18 protein-coding genes are annotated in these 16,180 nt (G+C 62.5%); 10 read left to right on the plus strand and 8 right to left on the minus strand.

The features are described from left to right. Positions 1 to 16: 16 nt before the first annotated feature. Entirely contained in the window at positions 17 to 1,447 is a 1,431-nt protein-coding gene (locus M5G18_RS21880) for a coniferyl aldehyde dehydrogenase (protein WP_115079522.1), read from the minus strand. A 146-nt stretch (positions 1,448 to 1,593) separates the two neighbouring features. On the opposite strand from M5G18_RS21880, the gene M5G18_RS21885 reads away from it, so the two are divergent. Next, positions 1,594 to 2,265 carry a TetR/AcrR family transcriptional regulator gene (locus tag M5G18_RS21885; RefSeq protein ID WP_007953407.1) on the plus strand — a complete coding sequence of 224 codons (672 nt, stop codon included), beginning with the start codon at positions 1,594 to 1,596 and terminating at the stop codon, positions 2,263 to 2,265. 28 nt (positions 2,266 to 2,293) lie between these two features. After that, positions 2,294 to 3,148 carry a sulfurtransferase gene (locus M5G18_RS21890; RefSeq protein ID WP_273896168.1) on the plus strand — a complete coding sequence of 285 codons (855 nt, stop codon included), beginning with the start codon at positions 2,294 to 2,296 and terminating at the stop codon, positions 3,146 to 3,148. 4 nt (positions 3,149 to 3,152) lie between these two features. Here M5G18_RS21890 and M5G18_RS21895 read toward each other — a convergent pair whose 3' ends face one another. From M5G18_RS21895 to M5G18_RS21920, 6 genes are all read right to left on the minus strand, one after another. Further along, positions 3,153 to 3,983 (minus strand): AraC family transcriptional regulator, encoded by an 831-nt coding sequence (locus M5G18_RS21895; RefSeq protein WP_273896169.1) that lies wholly within the window; start codon positions 3,981 to 3,983, stop codon positions 3,153 to 3,155. A gap of 4 nt (positions 3,984 to 3,987) precedes the next feature. Further along, complete coding sequence (locus M5G18_RS21900; protein ID WP_273896170.1) at positions 3,988 to 4,986, minus strand: hydrolase; 999 nt, start codon at positions 4,984 to 4,986, stop codon at positions 3,988 to 3,990. Between the two features lie 63 nt (positions 4,987 to 5,049). Then, complete coding sequence (gene rsmD, locus M5G18_RS21905) at positions 5,050 to 5,658, minus strand: 16S rRNA (guanine(966)-N(2))-methyltransferase RsmD (RefSeq protein ID WP_273896171.1); 609 nt, start codon at positions 5,656 to 5,658, stop codon at positions 5,050 to 5,052. Further along, positions 5,658 to 7,145 carry a M16 family metallopeptidase gene (locus tag M5G18_RS21910; RefSeq protein WP_273896172.1) on the minus strand — a complete coding sequence of 496 codons (1,488 nt, stop codon included), beginning with the start codon at positions 7,143 to 7,145 and terminating at the stop codon, positions 5,658 to 5,660. Before M5G18_RS21910 ends, rsmD begins: the two co-directional genes overlap by 1 nt. Continuing rightward, the gene (locus M5G18_RS21915; protein ID WP_273896173.1) at positions 7,138 to 8,493 is read right to left on the minus strand and encodes a M16 family metallopeptidase; all 1,356 of its coding nucleotides are present in this window, start codon (positions 8,491 to 8,493) and stop codon (positions 7,138 to 7,140) included. Before M5G18_RS21915 ends, M5G18_RS21910 begins: the two co-directional genes overlap by 8 nt. Positions 8,494 to 8,645: 152 nt before the next feature. Continuing rightward, a complete protein-coding gene (locus M5G18_RS21920; RefSeq protein ID WP_273896174.1) occupies positions 8,646 to 8,840 on the minus strand; it encodes a hypothetical protein in 195 nt (64 codons plus the stop codon). Between M5G18_RS21920 and ftsY the strand changes: the two genes are divergently transcribed. The 4 genes from ftsY to rpoH all read left to right on the plus strand — a co-directional run bounded on the left by ftsY (position 8,839) and on the right by rpoH (position 13,017). After that, the gene (gene ftsY, locus M5G18_RS21925) at positions 8,839 to 10,356 is read left to right on the plus strand and encodes a signal recognition particle-docking protein FtsY (RefSeq protein WP_273896175.1); all 1,518 of its coding nucleotides are present in this window, start codon (positions 8,839 to 8,841) and stop codon (positions 10,354 to 10,356) included. The two genes, M5G18_RS21920 and ftsY, sit on opposite strands and share 2 nt — an antisense overlap. Further along, positions 10,353 to 11,024 carry a cell division ATP-binding protein FtsE gene (gene ftsE / locus M5G18_RS21930; protein WP_007953396.1) on the plus strand — a complete coding sequence of 224 codons (672 nt, stop codon included), beginning with the start codon at positions 10,353 to 10,355 and terminating at the stop codon, positions 11,022 to 11,024. Before ftsY ends, ftsE begins: the two co-directional genes overlap by 4 nt. Beyond that, on the plus strand, positions 11,021 to 12,046 hold the full coding sequence (gene ftsX / locus M5G18_RS21935; RefSeq protein WP_007953395.1) for a permease-like cell division protein FtsX: 1,026 nt from the start codon (positions 11,021 to 11,023) through the stop codon (positions 12,044 to 12,046). The genes ftsE and ftsX overlap by 4 nt, the downstream gene beginning before the upstream one ends. A 116-nt stretch (positions 12,047 to 12,162) precedes the next feature. Continuing rightward, positions 12,163 to 13,017 (plus strand): RNA polymerase sigma factor RpoH, encoded by an 855-nt coding sequence (gene rpoH / locus M5G18_RS21940; protein WP_007953393.1) that lies wholly within the window; start codon positions 12,163 to 12,165, stop codon positions 13,015 to 13,017. A gap of 70 nt (positions 13,018 to 13,087) precedes the next feature. Here rpoH and mtgA read toward each other — a convergent pair whose 3' ends face one another. Continuing rightward, complete coding sequence (mtgA, locus tag M5G18_RS21945; RefSeq protein WP_230734024.1) at positions 13,088 to 13,810, minus strand: monofunctional biosynthetic peptidoglycan transglycosylase; 723 nt, start codon at positions 13,808 to 13,810, stop codon at positions 13,088 to 13,090. Positions 13,811 to 13,884: 74 nt separating this feature from the next. Here mtgA and M5G18_RS21950 point away from each other — a divergent pair, with 74 nt between their 5' ends. The 4 genes from M5G18_RS21950 (at position 13,885) to trmB (ending at position 16,128) form a co-directional block, all read left to right on the plus strand. Then, complete coding sequence (locus tag M5G18_RS21950; protein WP_273896176.1) at positions 13,885 to 14,265, plus strand: DUF423 domain-containing protein; 381 nt, start codon at positions 13,885 to 13,887, stop codon at positions 14,263 to 14,265. Positions 14,266 to 14,337: 72 nt separating this feature from the next. Continuing rightward, a complete protein-coding gene (thiS, locus tag M5G18_RS21955) occupies positions 14,338 to 14,538 on the plus strand; it encodes a sulfur carrier protein ThiS (protein ID WP_007953386.1) in 201 nt (66 codons plus the stop codon). Between the two features lie 60 nt (positions 14,539 to 14,598). Beyond that, positions 14,599 to 15,393, plus strand: a complete 795-nt coding sequence (locus M5G18_RS21960) for a thiazole synthase (protein WP_007953385.1) — start codon at positions 14,599 to 14,601, stop codon at positions 15,391 to 15,393. Between the two features lie 9 nt (positions 15,394 to 15,402). After that, positions 15,403 to 16,128 carry a tRNA (guanosine(46)-N7)-methyltransferase TrmB gene (trmB, locus tag M5G18_RS21965; protein WP_085646976.1) on the plus strand — a complete coding sequence of 242 codons (726 nt, stop codon included), beginning with the start codon at positions 15,403 to 15,405 and terminating at the stop codon, positions 16,126 to 16,128. Positions 16,129 to 16,180 lie beyond the last annotated feature (52 nt).

Here is a 16,180-nt window from a genome sequence, read left to right on the forward strand (position 1 = left end):
TTACCCGGCGGTGACGTTAGCGAATGAACAGTTTCTGGATCAGTTTCTGAATGGATTTGCCGTACGGCGGGTAGATCAGCTTCGCCGCGTTGAAGCGCTGTTTAACGAGTACGCCCTTGGCCTTGCTGAACGTCAGGAAACCTTCGTGCCCGTGGTAATGGCCCATGCCCGACGGGCCGATGCCGCCGAACGGCATGTCGTCCTGCGCCACGTGCAACAGCGTGTCGTTGAGGCAGACGCCACCGGAATGGGTTTCGCTGAGTACGCGCTTCTGTTCGCGCTTGTCGTAGCCGAAGTAGTAAAGAGCCAGAGGACGTGGCCGCTGATTGATGTAAGCAAATGCCTGATCCAGATCCTGATACGGCACGATCGGCAGCAGCGGGCCGAAGATCTCGTCCTGCATCACCGTCATCTCGTCGCTGACATTCAGCAACAGGCTGTGAGGCATGCGCCGGCCCTGGCCCTGGTCGAACAGCGGAATCAACAGCGCGCCCTTGCTGGTGGCGTCGCTGAGGTAGCTGTTCAGTCGCGCCAGTTGGCGCTCGTTGATGATGGCGGTGTAGTCGGGGTTGTCGGCGAGTGTCGGATAAAAACCGCGCACCGCCTGGCGATAGGCTTCGACGAAACCACCGATGCGCGCTTCCGGCACCAGCACGTAGTCCGGGGCCACGCAGGTCTGGCCGGCGTTGAGGGTCTTGCCGAAAGCGATGCGTTCGGCGGCGTCCTTGAGCGGTACGTCGTGGGAAACGATGGCCGGGGATTTGCCGCCCAGTTCCAGCGTTACCGGTGTCAGGTTTTCTGCCGCTGCGCGCATCACGTGCCTGCCGACGCTGGTGGAGCCGGTGAACAGCAGGTGGTCGAAGCGCATCTTCGAAAACGCCACGCCGACATCGGCCTCGCCGAGCACCACGCACACCAGATCTTCGGGGAAGATCCGCGCCAGCAGTTCCTTGAGCAGCAGGCCGGTGGCCGGGGTCGATTCGCTGAGTTTGAGCATCACTCGATTGCCGGCCGCGAGCGCGCCGGTCAGCGGGCCGATGGCCAGGAACAGCGGGTAGTTCCACGGCACGATGACGCCGACCACACCCAGCGGCTGATACACGACTTTCGCCGACGCCGGCTGGAAAGCCACACCCACTTTGCGCCGCGAAGGTTTCATCCACTGGCTGATGTGCTGGCTGGCGTAGTGAATGCCGTGCAGGCTCGGCATCAATTCGGCGAGCAGGGTTTCATCGGCGCTGCGGTGGCTGAAGTCGGAGCTGATGGCGTCGATCAGGGCCTGCCGTTCGCTGCTCAGCAAATCGCGCAGGGCCTTGAGCCATTGCTGGCGCTGGGCCGCAGGCGGCATCGGGTTGGCGGCGTAGGCGGCACGCTGCGCATCGAACAGCCGGTTGAGCTCTTCCAGCGGCTGTTGCAGCGTTTGCAGGTAGGCAATATCGGCAGTCATCGTCAGCTCCGGAGATGTTGTTGTGAGGAACTTTTTAGAGTCTATGCTCTATAAAGTCAAATGGCTTCCTTGCGCATCCTGGTTTTATCCCGTTCCGGTTAGGTCGTAAGATGCCCCCCAACGCACTCTGAATTAAAGCTCAAGCCATGGCCCCACGGATCAAAACCAGCGAGCGCATCGTGCAGAACAGCCTCGAGCTGTTCAATCAGCAGGGCGAGCGCAGCATCAGCACCAATCACATCGCCGCCCACATGGAGATTTCTCCGGGCAATCTGTACTACCACTTCCCCAACAAGCAGGCGATCATCGCCGTGCTGTTCAGTGAGTACGAAAGCCTGGTGGACAGCTTTCTGCGTCCGCCCCAGGGCCGTGCCGCGACGGTCGAAGACAAGCGTTTCTATCTCAAGGAGCTGCTGTCGGCGATGTGGCGCTACCGTTTCCTGCACCGCGATCTCGAGCACCTGCTCGACAGCGATCCGGACCTGGCCGGGCGTTATCGGCGCTTCTCCCAGCGCTGCGTGATCCAGGGCGCGGCGATCTACGAAGGCTTCGTTGCTGCCGGGATCCTGAAGATGGACCGGGTGCAGATCGAGTCCCTGACCCTCAACGCGTGGATCATCCTCACCTCGTGGGTGCGCTTCCTGTGCACGACCCGGGAGAATTCCAATCACCTCAGCGAACAGGCCATCAAACGTGGCGTGTATCAGGTGCTGGTGCTGGAAGCGGGGTTCGTCACCGAGCAGGCCCGCGATGAGGTCAATGCCTTGTTCGAAGAGTTCTACGTGCCGCTGGCCCAGGCCCTCGAAGAAAGACCGTAAGCCCATTTCCTCACTGGAGTCGTTCGCTATGCCGATTGCGCAACTGATCAGCCCGACCGCACTGGATGCCCGCAAGGCGCAACCGGGGCTGGTGATTCTCGATTGCCGTTTTGCCCTCGAAGACCCGGATTACGGCCAGCGCAGCTACGCCGAAGGGCACATCGCCGGGGCACATTTCGCTGATCTTGAGCGCGACCTCAGCGGCCCGGTGACCAAGGGCGTGACCGGTCGTCATCCGCTGCCGGAGCCGGCGGCGCTGATCGAACGCCTGCAAGCCTTCGGCATCAACAATGACAGTGACGTGGTTTTGTATGACGACGGTCCCGGTGCCTATGCGGCGCGGGCCTGGTGGTTGCTGGCGTGGCTGGGCAAGCGCGACGGCGTGTTCATTCTCGATGGCGGTCTCAAGGCCTGGCATGCGGCGGGGCTGCCGTTGAGTCTTGATCCACCGTCAGCAGCTCGCGGCAATTTCAGCGGCCAGCCGGACATGAGCCTACTGCTCAGCGCAGAGCAGTTGCAGCAGCGCCTCGGCCAGCCGGCCCTGACCCTGCTCGATGCCCGCGCCTTGCCGCGCTTCAAGGGTGAAGTGGAACCGATCGACCCGATCGCCGGGCACATTCCCGGCGCGCAATGCGCGGCGTTCACCGACAATCTGGGCAGCGACGGGCGTTTCCTGCCGGCCGATCAGCTCAAGCAGCGTTTCGCCGCGAAACTCGGCAAGCGTTCGCCGGCCGATCTGGTGGCGTATTGCGGTTCTGGTGTGACGGCGTGTCACAACCTGTTCGCCCTGAGCCTGGCGGGTTACCCGTTGGGTTCGCTGTATGCCGGATCGTGGAGCGAGTGGATCAACGAGCCGTCGCGCGGTATCGCCACCGGCGAGTAAGCGCTCAGCGATCCAGCCGCGCACTGCGATAGGCCGCCGGCCCCACGCCATAAACCTGTTTGAACTGCCGGCTCAGATGGCTCTGGTCGGCAAATCCCAGCTGCGTGGCGACTTCCACCGGCAGGCAGCCGCTCTGCAACAAGCCCCGCGCGCAGGCGATCCGCTGCTGCATCAGCCAACTGTGCGGCGGCATGCCGGTGGCGCGGCGGAACACCCGGGCAAAGTGGAAAGGCGAGAGGTTCACGGCCGCCGCCAGTTCTTCCAGCGAGGGCGCCGCCGCCAGTTGCGCGTGCAGCAACTCCTTGGCCATCGCCACCGCGCGGTGCTCCTTGCCGGGGTTGCCGTTGATCTGCACCGCCGCGTGACGCTGCAACAGCAGCATCATCATCTCGCGCCATACCGTTTGCTGCTGCAGCGCGGTGGCGGGGCTTTCCAGCAAACGATGCAACTGACAGAAACCGTTGACCAGATCCGGATCGCGATACAGCGTCGCGCCGAAGGCCGGCATCGGTGCGGTCGGTAGTTCCAGTTCATTGAGCAGCGCGACGATCTGCCCGGTGTCGGGATAAAACGCCCGGTACAGCCAGCCGTCCTCGGTGCCCTTGTGGCCGTTATGCACTTCGTCCGGATTGATCAGCACCAGCGTGCCGCTGCCCGCCAGGTGTTCGGCGCCGCGATAACGGTAGCGCTGGGCGCCGGCCATGATCATGCCGATCACATAACCGTCGTGGACGTGCGGGGCGAAACGATGCTCGATGTAGCGCGCGGTCAACAGCTCGACACCGGCCAGAGGCGCGGCTTGCCAGAAACGGATCGACTCGCCCTGTTCGCTCATGACCTCACCCGCGCCCCGCGTCGGTCAGCCACTGCGGAATCCGTCGTTCCAGGTAATAACCCGGCTGACGGAACGTGCCGTCGACGAAACCGACATGTCCGCCCTTGCTCTGCAATTCGAACTGGGTCGTGGCCGACAACTCACTGACCGAAGGCAGACTGTGGGGGAACACGAACGGGTCGTCGGCCGCCTGAATGATCAGGGTCGGCGTGCGGATCTCGCCGAGAAAATAGCGGCTCGACGCGCGGCGATAGTAATCCTCGGCATCGGCGAAACCGTGCAGCGGCGCAGTCACCCGGCCATCGAAATCCCAGAAGGTGCGCATGTTTTCCAGCGAGCCGAGCGCGGCCAGTGCGGCGAGACCGTCCTCGCGCCCGTCGTGCTGGAACTGGCGCTGCTTGTTCTTGATGTAGGCGACCATCTCGCGCATGAAGTGCGCCTGATAGACCTTCGAGAAACCCTGACCAATACGGTCGGCGCATTGATCGAGGCGAAACGGCACCGACACCGCCACCGCACCGAGCACGCCGCTGGCGCTGCCGGTTTCCCCCAGATGCTTGAGCAACACATTGCCGCCGAGTGAATAGCCGACCGCATACAGCGGCGCCAGTGGCCGCTTGGCTTTCAGGTGGCGAATGGTCTCGGCGAGGTCTTCACTGGCGCCGGAATGGTAGCTGCGCGGCAACAGGTTCGGTTCGCCCGAGCAGCCGCGCCAGTTCAGCGCAACACTGGCCCAGCCTTGCGCGGCGAGCGCTGCCTGGATCCCGGCCACGTAAGGCGAATTGGAAGAACCGGTCAGCCCATGCAGCACCAATACCAGCGGCGCTTCGGCGCTGTGCGGGCCGTGCCAGTCGAGGTCGAGGAAGTCGCCGTCGTCCAGCCACAGCCGTTCGCGCTGGCGATCAAGGTGCACGGTTTTGCGCCACAGCGGCCCCCACAAGGTTTGCAGGTGCGGATTGCCGAGGCCGAAGGCGGGGATGAACGGTTTTGACGAAGGGGGCACGATTGCTCTCGATGCAGCGCAGCGAGCCTCGGCTGAGACTCGCCGCTTTTTCAGGCCGGTCGGTTAACCGGCGATCACTGCCATACGTTGCCACAACGCGTAGTACACCCGCCCGGATTTCTGCTCGCGGTGCAGGCGCCAGTTGCCCGGCAGGCCGAGGGTCGATGGCGCGGTTTCGCTTTCAGTGTAGATCCACGAATCGTCGGCCAGCCATTGGCGCTCTTCCAGCAATGAGCACACCGTCGGCAGCAGGTTCTGGTTGAACGGCGGGTCGAGGAACACCAGGTCGAACGCGGTTGCGGTCTGGGTTTCGAGGTAGCGCAGGGCATCGGCGGTCTGCACGTGGCCGTTGGTGCAACGCAGCGTGCCGAGATGTTCTTTCAGGCTGGAGACTGCGACGTGGCTGGCATCCAGCGCCTGACCCATGGCCGCGCCACGGGACAGCGCTTCCAGAAAAAGCGCGCCGCTGCCGGCGAACGGATCGAGCACCTTGGCCCCGGCAACGTACGGCGCGAGCCAGTTGAACAGGGTTTCGCGCACCCGGTCAGGCGTCGGACGCAGGCCCGGCGCATCAGGAAAGCTCAGCTTTCGGCTGCGCCATTCGCCGCCGATGATGCGCAACTGGTTCACACCGTTGTGCAGTTTTTGTACAGGTTTCTTTGGACTGGCCATTAATGCTCCGGAACCCCGAGCGGCTGCTCGGCAGGTTTGTCAGATGGGGCCGGTAACGGCTTTTGCGGCACGGTCGGGCCAGCGCTGACGATGACCAGTTTATCCGTGCTCAAGTGTTTGTTCAGGACGTCGCGAACCTGCTCGACCGTCAGGCTCTGGGATTGACGCATGAAGTCATCCAGATAGCTCAGCGGCAGGTTGTAGAAACCCATGGCGCCGAGCTGGCCGACGATATCGGCGTTGCTCGCGGTGGACAGCGGGAAGCTGCCGGCCAGTTCGCGCTTGGCGTCGTCGAGTTCTTTCTGGGTCGGGCCGGTCTTGAGGTAGTCGGCGAGCACGTCCTGCACCAGTTTCAGGGTGCCTTCGCTCATTTCCGCGCGGGTCTGCAGGTTGATCATGAACGGGCCGCGAGCCTGCATCGGGCTGAAGGCCGAATACACGCCGTAGGTCAGGCCGCGCTTCTCGCGCACTTCGCTCATCAGCCGGGTACCGAAACCGCCACCGCCGAGGATCTGGTTGCCCATCGACAGCGCGGCGTAGTCCGGGTCATCACGGTCGATGCCAAGTTGCGCGATCATCAGGTTGGTCTGTTTCGACGGAAACTCGATGTGGCCGATGCCGGCTTTCGGCTCGGTCGGTTGTTCGACTTTCGCCAGCGCCGGGCCTTTTGGCAGCGCAGCGGACACCTGATTGGCAATCGCCTCGGCTTCGCTGCGGGACAGATCGCCCACCAGCGCAATCACCACGTTGCCGGCCGCATAGGCCTTGGCGTGGAACTCACGCAGTTGTGCCAGGGTGATCTTCGGCACGCTTTGCGCATTGCCGTCGCTGGAATGGGCGTACGGGTGATTGCCGTACAGACGCTTCATCAGCTCTAGGCTGGCAAGTTTGCCGGGGTTCTGTTTCTGGTATTCGAAACCGGCGAGCATCTGGTTCTTGATGCGCGCGAAGGAATCGGCCGGGAAGGTCGGCTTGCCCACTACTTCCGAGAACAGCTTCAACGCCGGCTCGCGTTTGTCGGCGGCGCTCAGGCTGCGCAGCGACGCGATGGCCATGTCTTTATAGGCGCCGTTGCCGAAATCCGCGCCCAGACCTTCGAAACCTTGGGCGATGGCGCCGACATCCTTGCCCGCCACGCCTTCGTTGAGCATGGCGTTGGTCAGCAGGGCCAGCCCCGGCGCGTTGCCGTCCTGGCTGCTGCCAGCGGAAAAGATCAGGCGCATGTCGAACATCGGCAGTTCGCGAGCCTCGACGAACAGCACCTTGGCGCCTTCGGCGGTGTTCCAGGTCTGCACGTCGAGCTTGCGACTGGCCGGGGCCTTGCCGTCGAGTTCGGCCAGCGATTGCAGCTTCTGGCTGGACTTGGCGTTATCCAGCGCTTCGCTGGCCTTGGTGTTGTCGCTCGGCACCAGGTAGAACGCGGCGGAGCCGACGATGGCCACGGCGATCAGGCCGAGCAGCAGGCGTGGGGTTTTGCGCTCACTCATGAGTCGTCTCCAGTGGCAGGACGTGGGCGACGCTGAGACGTTCGCGGGTGAAATACAGCTTGGCGGCGTTCTGGATGTCTTGCGGGGTGACGCTTTCCAGATCGGCCAGTTCGGTGTCCATCAGCTTCCACGACAGACCGACGGTCTCCAGCTGGCCGATGGCGGTGGCCTGGCTGGTGATCGAGTCGCGCTCGAAGACCAGGCCGGCGATGACCTGCGCACGCACGCGCTCCAGCTCTTCGGCGGACGGCGCAGTGGTTTTCAGTTGTTCCAGCAGTTTCCACAGGCCGGCTTCAGCCTGGACCATGGTCTTTTTCTTCTGGGTGTTCGGCGTGGCCGACAGGGTGAACAGGCTGTCGCCGCGGGTGTAGGCGTCGTAGCTCGACGAACCACCGGACACCAGCTCTTCACCACGCTCCAGTTGGGTCGGGATGCGGCCGCTGTAGCCGCCGTCCAGCAATGCCGAGATCAGGCGCAAGGCGTTGACCGAGCGTTTGTCTTCGGCGGTGGCGATGCTCGGGACGTTGAAACCGAGCATCAGGCTCGGTAGTTGGGTCTGCACGTGCAGGGTGATCTGGCGTTCACCCGGCTCGGCCAGTTCCAGCGGTTTTTTCGCCGGCGGCACGTCGCGTTTCGCGATTGGCCCGAAGTAGCGCTGGGCGAGGGTTTTCACCTCGTCCGGGGTCACGTCGCCAACCACCACCAGCGTGGCGTTGTTCGGCACGTACCAGGACTGATACCAGTGACGCAGCTCTTCGACCTTCATCCGCTCAAGGTCGGCCATCCAGCCGATGGTCGGCGTGTGATAACCGCTGGCTGGGTAGGCCATGGCCTTGTAGCGCTCGTAGGCCTTGGACATCGGCTTGTCGTCGGTGCGCAGGCGACGCTCTTCCTTGATGACTTCGATTTCCTTGGCGAACTCGTCGGCCGGCAGGCGCAGGTTGGCCATGCGGTCGGCTTCCAGTTCGAAGGCCACGCCCAGACGGTCGCGGGCCAGCACCTGGTAATAAGCGGTGAAGTCGTCGCTGGTGAACGCGTTCTCTTCGGCGCCGAGGTCGCGCAGGATCAGCGAGGCTTCGCCGGGGCCGACCTTCTCGCTGCCCTTGAACATCATGTGCTCGAGGGCGTGGGACAGACCGGTCTGTCCCGGGGTTTCGTAGCTGGAACCGACCTTGTACCAGACCTGCGACACCACCACCGGCGCGCGATGGTCTTCGCGCACGACGACCTTCAGGCCGTTGTCGAGGGTGAATTCGTGGGTCGGTTGCGGGTCGGCCGCCAGGGCCGAAAGGGGCAGGCAGACTGTGCTGAGCAGCAGGCCTGCGGCGCGGCGGGCTAGAGCATTCATTCGTTTTTAAACCTGTTGGGCTGCCCGCTTGGTCTTAGCGTCGGCGGGCGAGAGGGTGCTAGGATACTGATCCGTTTTACTGGCGGCCACGCCTATCAGGCCACTGATCGGTCTATAGGTTGTACGGGTTACCGGCAGAAGCTTTGAGTTTCTCAGCTAAACTCTGCGTTTTCGCCGACGATGCCGTTCCAGTCCTTCGTATTTAATGACCTTTGAGGTGCTTTTGGTGCCTCGACAAAATGTTGCGCGTGAACAAGCTGGATGAAACACAGTCTGTTCTGCATCGAATATTTATTTGCCGGGGCGCCCCTGTGGCGCGTCGCTACCGTGAGATAGCCGTCCTCCATGTTTGGTTCCAACGACGACAAGAAGACCCCAGCTGCGGCTGGCGAGAAGAAAAGCCTGTTCGGATGGCTGCGCAAGAAACCGCAGGAACCCGTCGTCGAACAGCCGACTGCCATTCCTGAGCCGGTCCCTGCGCCCGCTCCCGTAATAGAAGAAGCGCCGGCACCGGTTGTGCTGCCGATCGCCGAGCCGGTGCTGCAACCGGTGGTCGAGGCCGAGCCTGAAGCGCCGGCCGCCGCCGAACTGCCGCTGACCGCGGCCAGCGAGCCGTGGCTGACCTTGCCAGTGGCGGAAGAGCCGGTGGCGCTGGTTGAAGAGGCTGCGTCGCATGTTACGCCGCCGATTCCTGCGCCGGTTGCGTTCGCTCCCGAGCCTGTTCAGGCGCTGGTGGTGGAAGCTGCTCCGGTCATTCCAGAACCTGTGGTTGCTGCCCCGGTTGCTCCGGTTGTCGAAGCGCCCGAGCCTGCACCTGCACCTGCACCTGCACCTGCACCTGCACCGGTCGCCGTAGCGCCAGCCGCGCCAGTCGCTCCTGTGGAAATCCAGGTTGAAATCCCGGTCGAGGCCCCGCGCACCGAAGAAACCAAGGCCGGCTTCTTCGCCCGCCTCAAGCAAGGCCTGTCCAAGACCAGCGCCAGCATCGGCGAGGGCATGGCCAGCCTGTTCCTCGGCAAGAAAGCCATCGATGACGAGTTGCTCGACGATCTCGAAACCCGTTTGCTGACCGCCGACGTCGGCGTCGAGGCGACTTCGGTGATCATCCAGCGCCTGACTCAGAAAGTCGCACGTAAAGAACTGGCCGACGCCGACGCCCTGTACAAATCCCTGCAAGCCGAGCTGGCTGCAATGCTCAAACCGGTCGAGCAGCCGCTGAAGATCGTTTCCCAGAACAAGCCGTTCGTGATTCTGGTGGTCGGCGTCAACGGCGTCGGCAAGACCACCACCATCGGCAAGCTGGCGAAGAAACTGCAGCTGGAAGGCAAGAAAGTCATGCTCGCCGCCGGTGACACCTTCCGTGCTGCGGCGGTCGAGCAGTTGCAGGTCTGGGGCGAGCGCAACAAGATTCCGGTGATCGCCCAGCACACGGGCGCGGACTCGGCTTCGGTGATCTTCGACGCCGTGCAGGCCGCCAAGGCTCGTGGCATCGACGTGCTGATCGCCGACACCGCCGGTCGTCTGCACACCAAAGACAACCTGATGGAAGAACTGAAAAAGGTTCGCCGGGTGATCGGCAAGCTCGACGCCGATGCGCCGCACGAAGTGCTGCTGGTGCTCGACGCCGGCACCGGCCAGAACGCCATCAACCAGGCCAAGCAATTCAACCAGACCGTCGAACTGACCGGCCTGGCGCTGACCAAGCTCGACGGAACCGCGAAGGGCGGGGTTATTTTCGCCCTGGCCAAGCAATTCGGCCTGCCGATCCGCTACATCGGCGTCGGTGAAGGCATCGACGATCTGCGTACCTTTGAAGCCGAACCCTTTGTCCAGGCACTGTTTGCCGAGCGGGAGCGTTCATGATTCGTTTCGAACAGGTCGGTAAGCGCTACCCGAACGGTCACGTCGGCTTGCATGAGCTGAGCTTTCGAGTCCGTCGCGGCGAGTTCCTGTTTGTCACCGGCCACTCCGGTGCCGGTAAATCCACGCTGTTGCGCCTTTTGCTGGCGATGGAACGTCCGACCAGCGGCAAGCTGCTGCTGGCCGGGCAGGACCTGAGCACCATCAGCAATGCGCAGATTCCGTTCCTGCGTCGGCAGATCGGCGTGGTGTTCCAGAACCATCAACTGCTGTTCGATCGCACGGTGTTCAACAACGTCGCGCTGCCGTTGCAGATTCTCGGACTGTCCAAGGTCGAGATCGCCAAGCGAGTCGATTCGGCGCTGGAGCGCGTGGCGCTGTCGGACAAGGCCGAGCTGTATCCGGGCGACCTGTCCACCGGTCAGCAACAGCGCGTCGGCATTGCCCGCGCCATCGTTCACCGTCCGGCCCTGCTGCTGGCGGACGAACCGACCGGTAACCTCGACCCGCGTCTGGCGGCCGAGATCATGGGCGTGTTCGAAGACATCAATCGTCTGGGCACCAGCGTGCTGATCGCCAGTCACGACCTGGCGCTGATCGCGCGCATGCGCCATCGCATGCTGACCCTGCAACGCGGCCGATTGATCGGCGACGGGGAGGCCGGCGTATGAGTGCAACACGCAGTCCGAAGGTTTCCGAGCGCGTGGCCCCGAAGGCCGCCGATCCGCAACCGCCAAAGAAGAAAAAGCACGACGATGACGACGGCCCGGATTTCGCCACGTTGTTCCGTGCCTGGATCGAAAGCCATCGCGCGAGCTGGATCGACAGCCTGCGCCGTCTCGGCAAGCAGCCGATCGGTAGCTTCTTCACCTGCATGGTGATGGCGGTTGCGCTGAGCCTGCCGATGGGCCTTTCGCTGTTGCTGAGCAACGTCGAGCGTCTGGGCGGCTCGTGGCAGCGCGCGGCGCAGATTTCGCTGTACCTGGAGCTCGAGGCCAGTCCGGCTCAGGGCGAAGCGTTGCGTGATCAGATCAAAGGCATGCCGGGCGTAGCTGATGCTGAATATGTCGGCCGCGATCAGGCGCTGGAAGAGTTCCAGCAGCAGTCCGGCTTGGGCGAAGCCCTGCGCGAGCTGCCGGAAAACCCGCTGCCGGGCGTAGTGCTGGTGACGCCGAACGAGGTCGACAAGTCGACCCTGGAAGCATTAAGACAAAAACTTTCCGAGCTGCCCAAGGTACAACAGGCGCAACTTGATCTAGTCTGGGTCGAGCGTCTGGCCGCCATCCTCAAGCTCGGCGACCGCTTCGTGTTCGGTCTGACGGTGTTGCTGGTTTCTGCATTACTTTTGGTGATAGGCAATACCATTCGTCTTCATATTGAAAACCGCCGCACCGAGATAGAAGTGATTAAACTCGTCGGCGGCACCGACAGCTATGTGCGTCGTCCCTTTCTTTATATGGGCGCGCTGTATGGCTTCGGTGCGGGGCTGCTGTCCTGGGGTGTTTTGGCGTTCGGCCTGAACTGGCTGAACGACGCGGTGGTCGGGCTGGCCGGCTTGTACGGCAGTGATTTCGCACTGGCCGGCGTGCCAGTTGCCGACGGTCTGTCGCTCTTGCTTGGCGCGGTGCTGTTGGGTTATATCGGTGCATGGATTGCAGTCGCACGTCATCTCAGGGAGCTGGCGCCGAAGTAGAATCTTTTTTTGCGCGTGATTGACCTTTCAGTGGTTAAGGAAACTTTCATTTGAGTTTCCGGTCAATTTTTCGCAATGCTGAAAAGCATGAGTATGTAAGTCGGAGGTTTTTCCGTATGTCCAATTCTTTGCAACCTGCGTATGCATTGGTTCCAGGCGCAAACCTGGAAGCCTACGTGCACACCGTCAACAGCATTCCATTGCTGACGCCGGAGCAGGAGCGTGAACTGGCCGAGAGTCTCTACTATGAGCAGGATTTGGGGGCGGCTCGGCAGATGGTGCTCGCCCACCTGCGGTTTGTCGTACACATCGCCCGTAGCTATTCCGGCTACGGTCTGGCTCAGGCTGACCTGATCCAGGAAGGTAACGTCGGCCTGATGAAGGCCGTGAAGCGTTTCAACCCGGAAATGGGCGTGCGTCTGGTGTCCTTCGCGGTGCACTGGATCAAGGCCGAGATTCACGAGTTCATCCTGCGCAACTGGCGGATCGTGAAAGTCGCGACCACCAAGGCCCAGCGCAAGCTGTTCTTCAACCTGCGCAGCCAGAAGAAACGTCTGGCCTGGCTGAACAACGAGGAAGTCCACCGTGTGGCGGAAAGCCTCGGCGTCGAGCCGCGTGAAGTGCGTGAGATGGAAAGTCGCCTGACCGGCCATGACATGGCCTTCGACCCGGCTGCGGAAGCGGACGACGACAGTGCTTTCCAGTCGCCGGCCAACTACCTGGAAGACCACCGGTACGACCCGGCGCGTCAACTGGAAGACGCCGACTGGAGCGACAACTCCAATCACAACCTGCACGAAGCACTGGAAGTGCTGGACGAACGCAGCCGCGACATCCTCTACCAGCGCTGGCTGGCAGAAGAGAAAGCCACGCTGCACGACCTGGCGCAGAAGTACAACGTGTCGGCCGAGCGGATCCGTCAGCTCGAGAAGAGCGCGATGAACAAGCTCAAGTTGTCGATTGCCGCATAACCGGCAGTCCGGCAATAAAAAACGCCCCGATCAGTGATGATCGGGGCGTTTTTGTTTGCCCGTCAGAAAGTCATTGGGCCCAGGGCGCGCGGCGCGAATCGTTGAGTGTCAGCAAATAGCTGTCGCCACCCAACTGGCTCATCTGCTGGCGAATCCATCCGGCACGGCGTGACACGTAAGCGGTTGGGTGGCTGGCGCTCCAGACCCGGGGATTCGGCAGCACAGCCGCCAGATAGCTCGCCTGCTGACGGGACAGCGACCTGGCGCCTACGCCAAAGTGATGCCTTGCCGCCGCTTCGGCACCAAACACGCCGTCATCCCATTCGACACTGTTCAGGTACACCTCGAGAATCCGCTGCTTTGGCCAGAACACTTCGATCAGCGCGGTGAACCAGGCCTCCAGGCCTTTGCGCAGATAGCTGCGACCGGACCACAAAAACAGGTTCTTCGACACTTGCTGACTCAGGGTGCTGGCGCCGCGAATCGACCCGCCGAGTTCGTTGTGGGCCAGTGCGGCCTTGATCGCACTCAGGTCGAAACCCCAGTGCTCGGGGAATTTCTGGTCTTCGCCGGCAATCACCGCGACCTTCAGGTCATCGGAGATCTCGTCCCACGGTTTCCAGGTGCGTTGCAGATCGATCGGCTCGCCGTCGATCCAGGATTCGATCTTGCGTTCGACCATCAGCGCCGTGCCCGGTGGCGGCACGAAGCGAAACACCAACACCAGCAATACGCTGCCGCCCGCGAACCAGAGCAGGGCCTTCGTGAAACGACGGAGAAATAAACGCAGCATAGAGATGGCTTGGCCGAACCGGTTGAGCGGGCCATTATACAGACCCTGCCGATCGAGTCTGACTGGAGTTCTACATGCTGCGTAGCTTTCTGATGCTGGCTGCCTTCTTTGGTTTCACCGGTGTCGGCCTCGGCGCATTCGCCGCCCATGGCCTGAAAAACCGCCTGACCCCGGAGTATCTGGCGATCTTCCACACCGGCGTCACCTACCAGTTGGTGCACGCACTGGCGCTGTTCGGCTTGGCGCTGCTGGCCACCCAGCTGCAGGGGCGTCTGATCGCCTGGGCCGGCATCTCGTTCAGTATTGGCATCCTGCTGTTCTCCGGCAGCCTGTACCTGCTGACCACCATAGGCATCGGCAAGCTCGGCATCATCACCCCGTTCGGTGGCCTGGCGTTCCTGATCGGCTGGCTGTGCCTCGGACTCGCCGCCTGGCGCCTGCAGCCAACCGCTTGACGCTTGGTGCTGACCTTTAGGTCATGATCGGGCTAGAATGCCACCCCCTAAAAAGTGATGGCGGCGTTGCGCATGCGCATTCAGTTGAACGGTGAATCCTTTGAACTGCCCGACGGTGAAACCGTTGCGGCCCTGCTGACCCGTCTGGATCTGACCGGACGCCGCGTCGCGGTCGAACTCAATCTGGATATCGTCCCGCGCAGCCAGCATGCCGACACCACTTTGAATGACGGCGACAACGTCGAAGTGGTGCACGCCATCGGCGGCGGCTGATCGCCAGGCCTGCATGGGCCGAGAATTCTGCAAGACCCTCACCCCAACAGAGGATTCCCCATGAGCATCGTTCGTAGCGACAAGCCTTTCGTTCTGGCCGGTCGTACTTACCAGTCGCGTTTGCTGGTCGGTACCGGCAAGTACCGTGACATGGAAGAAACCCGCTTGGCCATCGAAGCCTCGGGTGCCGAGATCGTCACCTTCGCCGTGCGCCGCACCAACCTGGGCCAGATCGAAGGCGAGCCGAACCTGCTCGAAGTGCTGTCGCCGGATCGCTACACCTTCCTGCCCAACACAGCTGGTTGCTACGACGCAGTCGAAGCCGTGCGCACCTGCCGCCTGGCCCGTGAGCTGCTCGACGGCCACAACCTGGTGAAGCTGGAAGTGCTGGCCGACCAGAAAACCCTGTTCCCTAACGTGATCGAAACCCTCAAGGCCGCCGAAGTGCTGGTCAAGGAAGGCTTCGACGTGATGGTTTACACCAGTGATGACCCGATCATCGCCCGTCAATTGGCCGAAATCGGCTGTATTGCGGTGATGCCGCTGGCCGGTCTGATCGGCTCGGGCCTGGGGATCTGCAATCCATACAACCTGCAGATCATCCTCGAAGAAGCCAAGATCCCGGTGCTGGTGGATGCTGGTGTCGGCACCGCTTCCGACGCCACCATCTCGATGGAACTGGGCTGTGACGCGGTGCTGATGAACTCGGCCATCGCCCACGCCCAGCAGCCGATCATGATGGCCGAAGCCATGAAACACGCGATCGTCGCGGGCCGCCTGGCCTACCTCGCCGGCCGCATGCCGAAAAAACTCTATGCCAGCGCCTCTTCGCCGCTGGATGGTCTGATCAAGTAAGAGCTATTGATGACTGAATCGAACGACACGCCAATCCAGACGGAAGAAGGCGACGAGCGCCAACACCGCCGCATCAAGAGTTTCGTGATGCGCGCCGGGCGCATGACCGAAGGCCAGCAGCGCGGCCTGGATCAGGGCGCGCCGAAGTTCGTCCTGCCGCTGGCCGATGCGCCGGTGGATTACGACCAGGTGTTCGGCCGTTCCGCGCCGCGTTCGCTGGAGATCGGTTTCGGCATGGGTCACTCGCTGCTGGAAATGGCCGCCGCTGCGCCGGAACAGGATTTCATCGGTGTCGAGGTTCACCGTCCGGGTGTCGGCGCGCTGCTCAACGGCGTGCTGACTCAGGGCCTGACCAACCTGCGGGTCTACGATTGCGACGCGATCGAAGTGCTCAACCGTTGCATCGCCGACAACAGCCTCGATCGCCTGATGCTGTTCTTCCCGGATCCGTGGCACAAGAGCCGCCATCACAAGCGCCGCATCGTTCAGGCTTCCTTCGCTGAACTGGTGCGCAGCAAGCTGAAAGTCGGCGGCATTCTGCACATGGCCACCGACTGGGAGCCGTACGCCGAATACATGCTGGAAGTGATGAACGTCGCTCCGGGCTATCGCAACCTCGCCGAAGACGGCAAGTGCGTGCCTCGCCCGGCCGAACGCCCGATCACCAAGTTCGAACGCCGCGGCGAACGTCTCGGACATGGCGTGTGGGATCTGAAGTTCGAGAAGCTCGCTTAAGCGTCACGCAATAAAAAACTGTGGGAGCCAATGGCTCCCACAGTTGTTTTGG

It is taken from the genome of Pseudomonas aphyarum, assembly GCF_028657055.1.
Taxonomy (GTDB): domain Bacteria; phylum Pseudomonadota; class Gammaproteobacteria; order Pseudomonadales; family Pseudomonadaceae; genus Aquipseudomonas; species Aquipseudomonas aphyarum.

Coding starts and splice junctions, on each gene's coding strand:
- M5G18_RS21880 (WP_115079522.1), bottom strand. CDS start 1,447: ATGACTGCCGATATTGCCTACCTGCAAACGCTGCAACAGCCGCTGGAA.
- M5G18_RS21885 (WP_007953407.1), top strand. CDS start 1,594: ATGGCCCCACGGATCAAAACCAGCGAGCGCATCGTGCAGAACAGCCTC.
- M5G18_RS21890 (WP_273896168.1), top strand. CDS start 2,294: ATGCCGATTGCGCAACTGATCAGCCCGACCGCACTGGATGCCCGCAAG.
- M5G18_RS21895 (WP_273896169.1), bottom strand. CDS start 3,983: ATGAGCGAACAGGGCGAGTCGATCCGTTTCTGGCAAGCCGCGCCTCTG.
- rsmD (WP_273896171.1), bottom strand. CDS start 5,658: ATGGCCAGTCCAAAGAAACCTGTACAAAAACTGCACAACGGTGTGAAC.
- M5G18_RS21910 (WP_273896172.1), bottom strand. CDS start 7,145: ATGAGTGAGCGCAAAACCCCACGCCTGCTGCTCGGCCTGATCGCCGTG.
- M5G18_RS21915 (WP_273896173.1), bottom strand. CDS start 8,493: ATGAATGCTCTAGCCCGCCGCGCCGCAGGCCTGCTGCTCAGCACAGTC.
- ftsY (WP_273896175.1), top strand. CDS start 8,839: ATGTTTGGTTCCAACGACGACAAGAAGACCCCAGCTGCGGCTGGCGAG.
- M5G18_RS21920 (WP_273896174.1), bottom strand. CDS start 8,840: ATGGAGGACGGCTATCTCACGGTAGCGACGCGCCACAGGGGCGCCCCG.
- ftsE (WP_007953396.1), top strand. CDS start 10,353: ATGATTCGTTTCGAACAGGTCGGTAAGCGCTACCCGAACGGTCACGTC.
- ftsX (WP_007953395.1), top strand. CDS start 11,021: ATGAGTGCAACACGCAGTCCGAAGGTTTCCGAGCGCGTGGCCCCGAAG.
- rpoH (WP_007953393.1), top strand. CDS start 12,163: ATGTCCAATTCTTTGCAACCTGCGTATGCATTGGTTCCAGGCGCAAAC.
- mtgA (WP_230734024.1), bottom strand. CDS start 13,810: ATGCTGCGTTTATTTCTCCGTCGTTTCACGAAGGCCCTGCTCTGGTTC.
- M5G18_RS21950 (WP_273896176.1), top strand. CDS start 13,885: ATGCTGCGTAGCTTTCTGATGCTGGCTGCCTTCTTTGGTTTCACCGGT.
- thiS (WP_007953386.1), top strand. CDS start 14,338: ATGCGCATTCAGTTGAACGGTGAATCCTTTGAACTGCCCGACGGTGAA.
- M5G18_RS21960 (WP_007953385.1), top strand. CDS start 14,599: ATGAGCATCGTTCGTAGCGACAAGCCTTTCGTTCTGGCCGGTCGTACT.
- trmB (WP_085646976.1), top strand. CDS start 15,403: ATGACTGAATCGAACGACACGCCAATCCAGACGGAAGAAGGCGACGAG.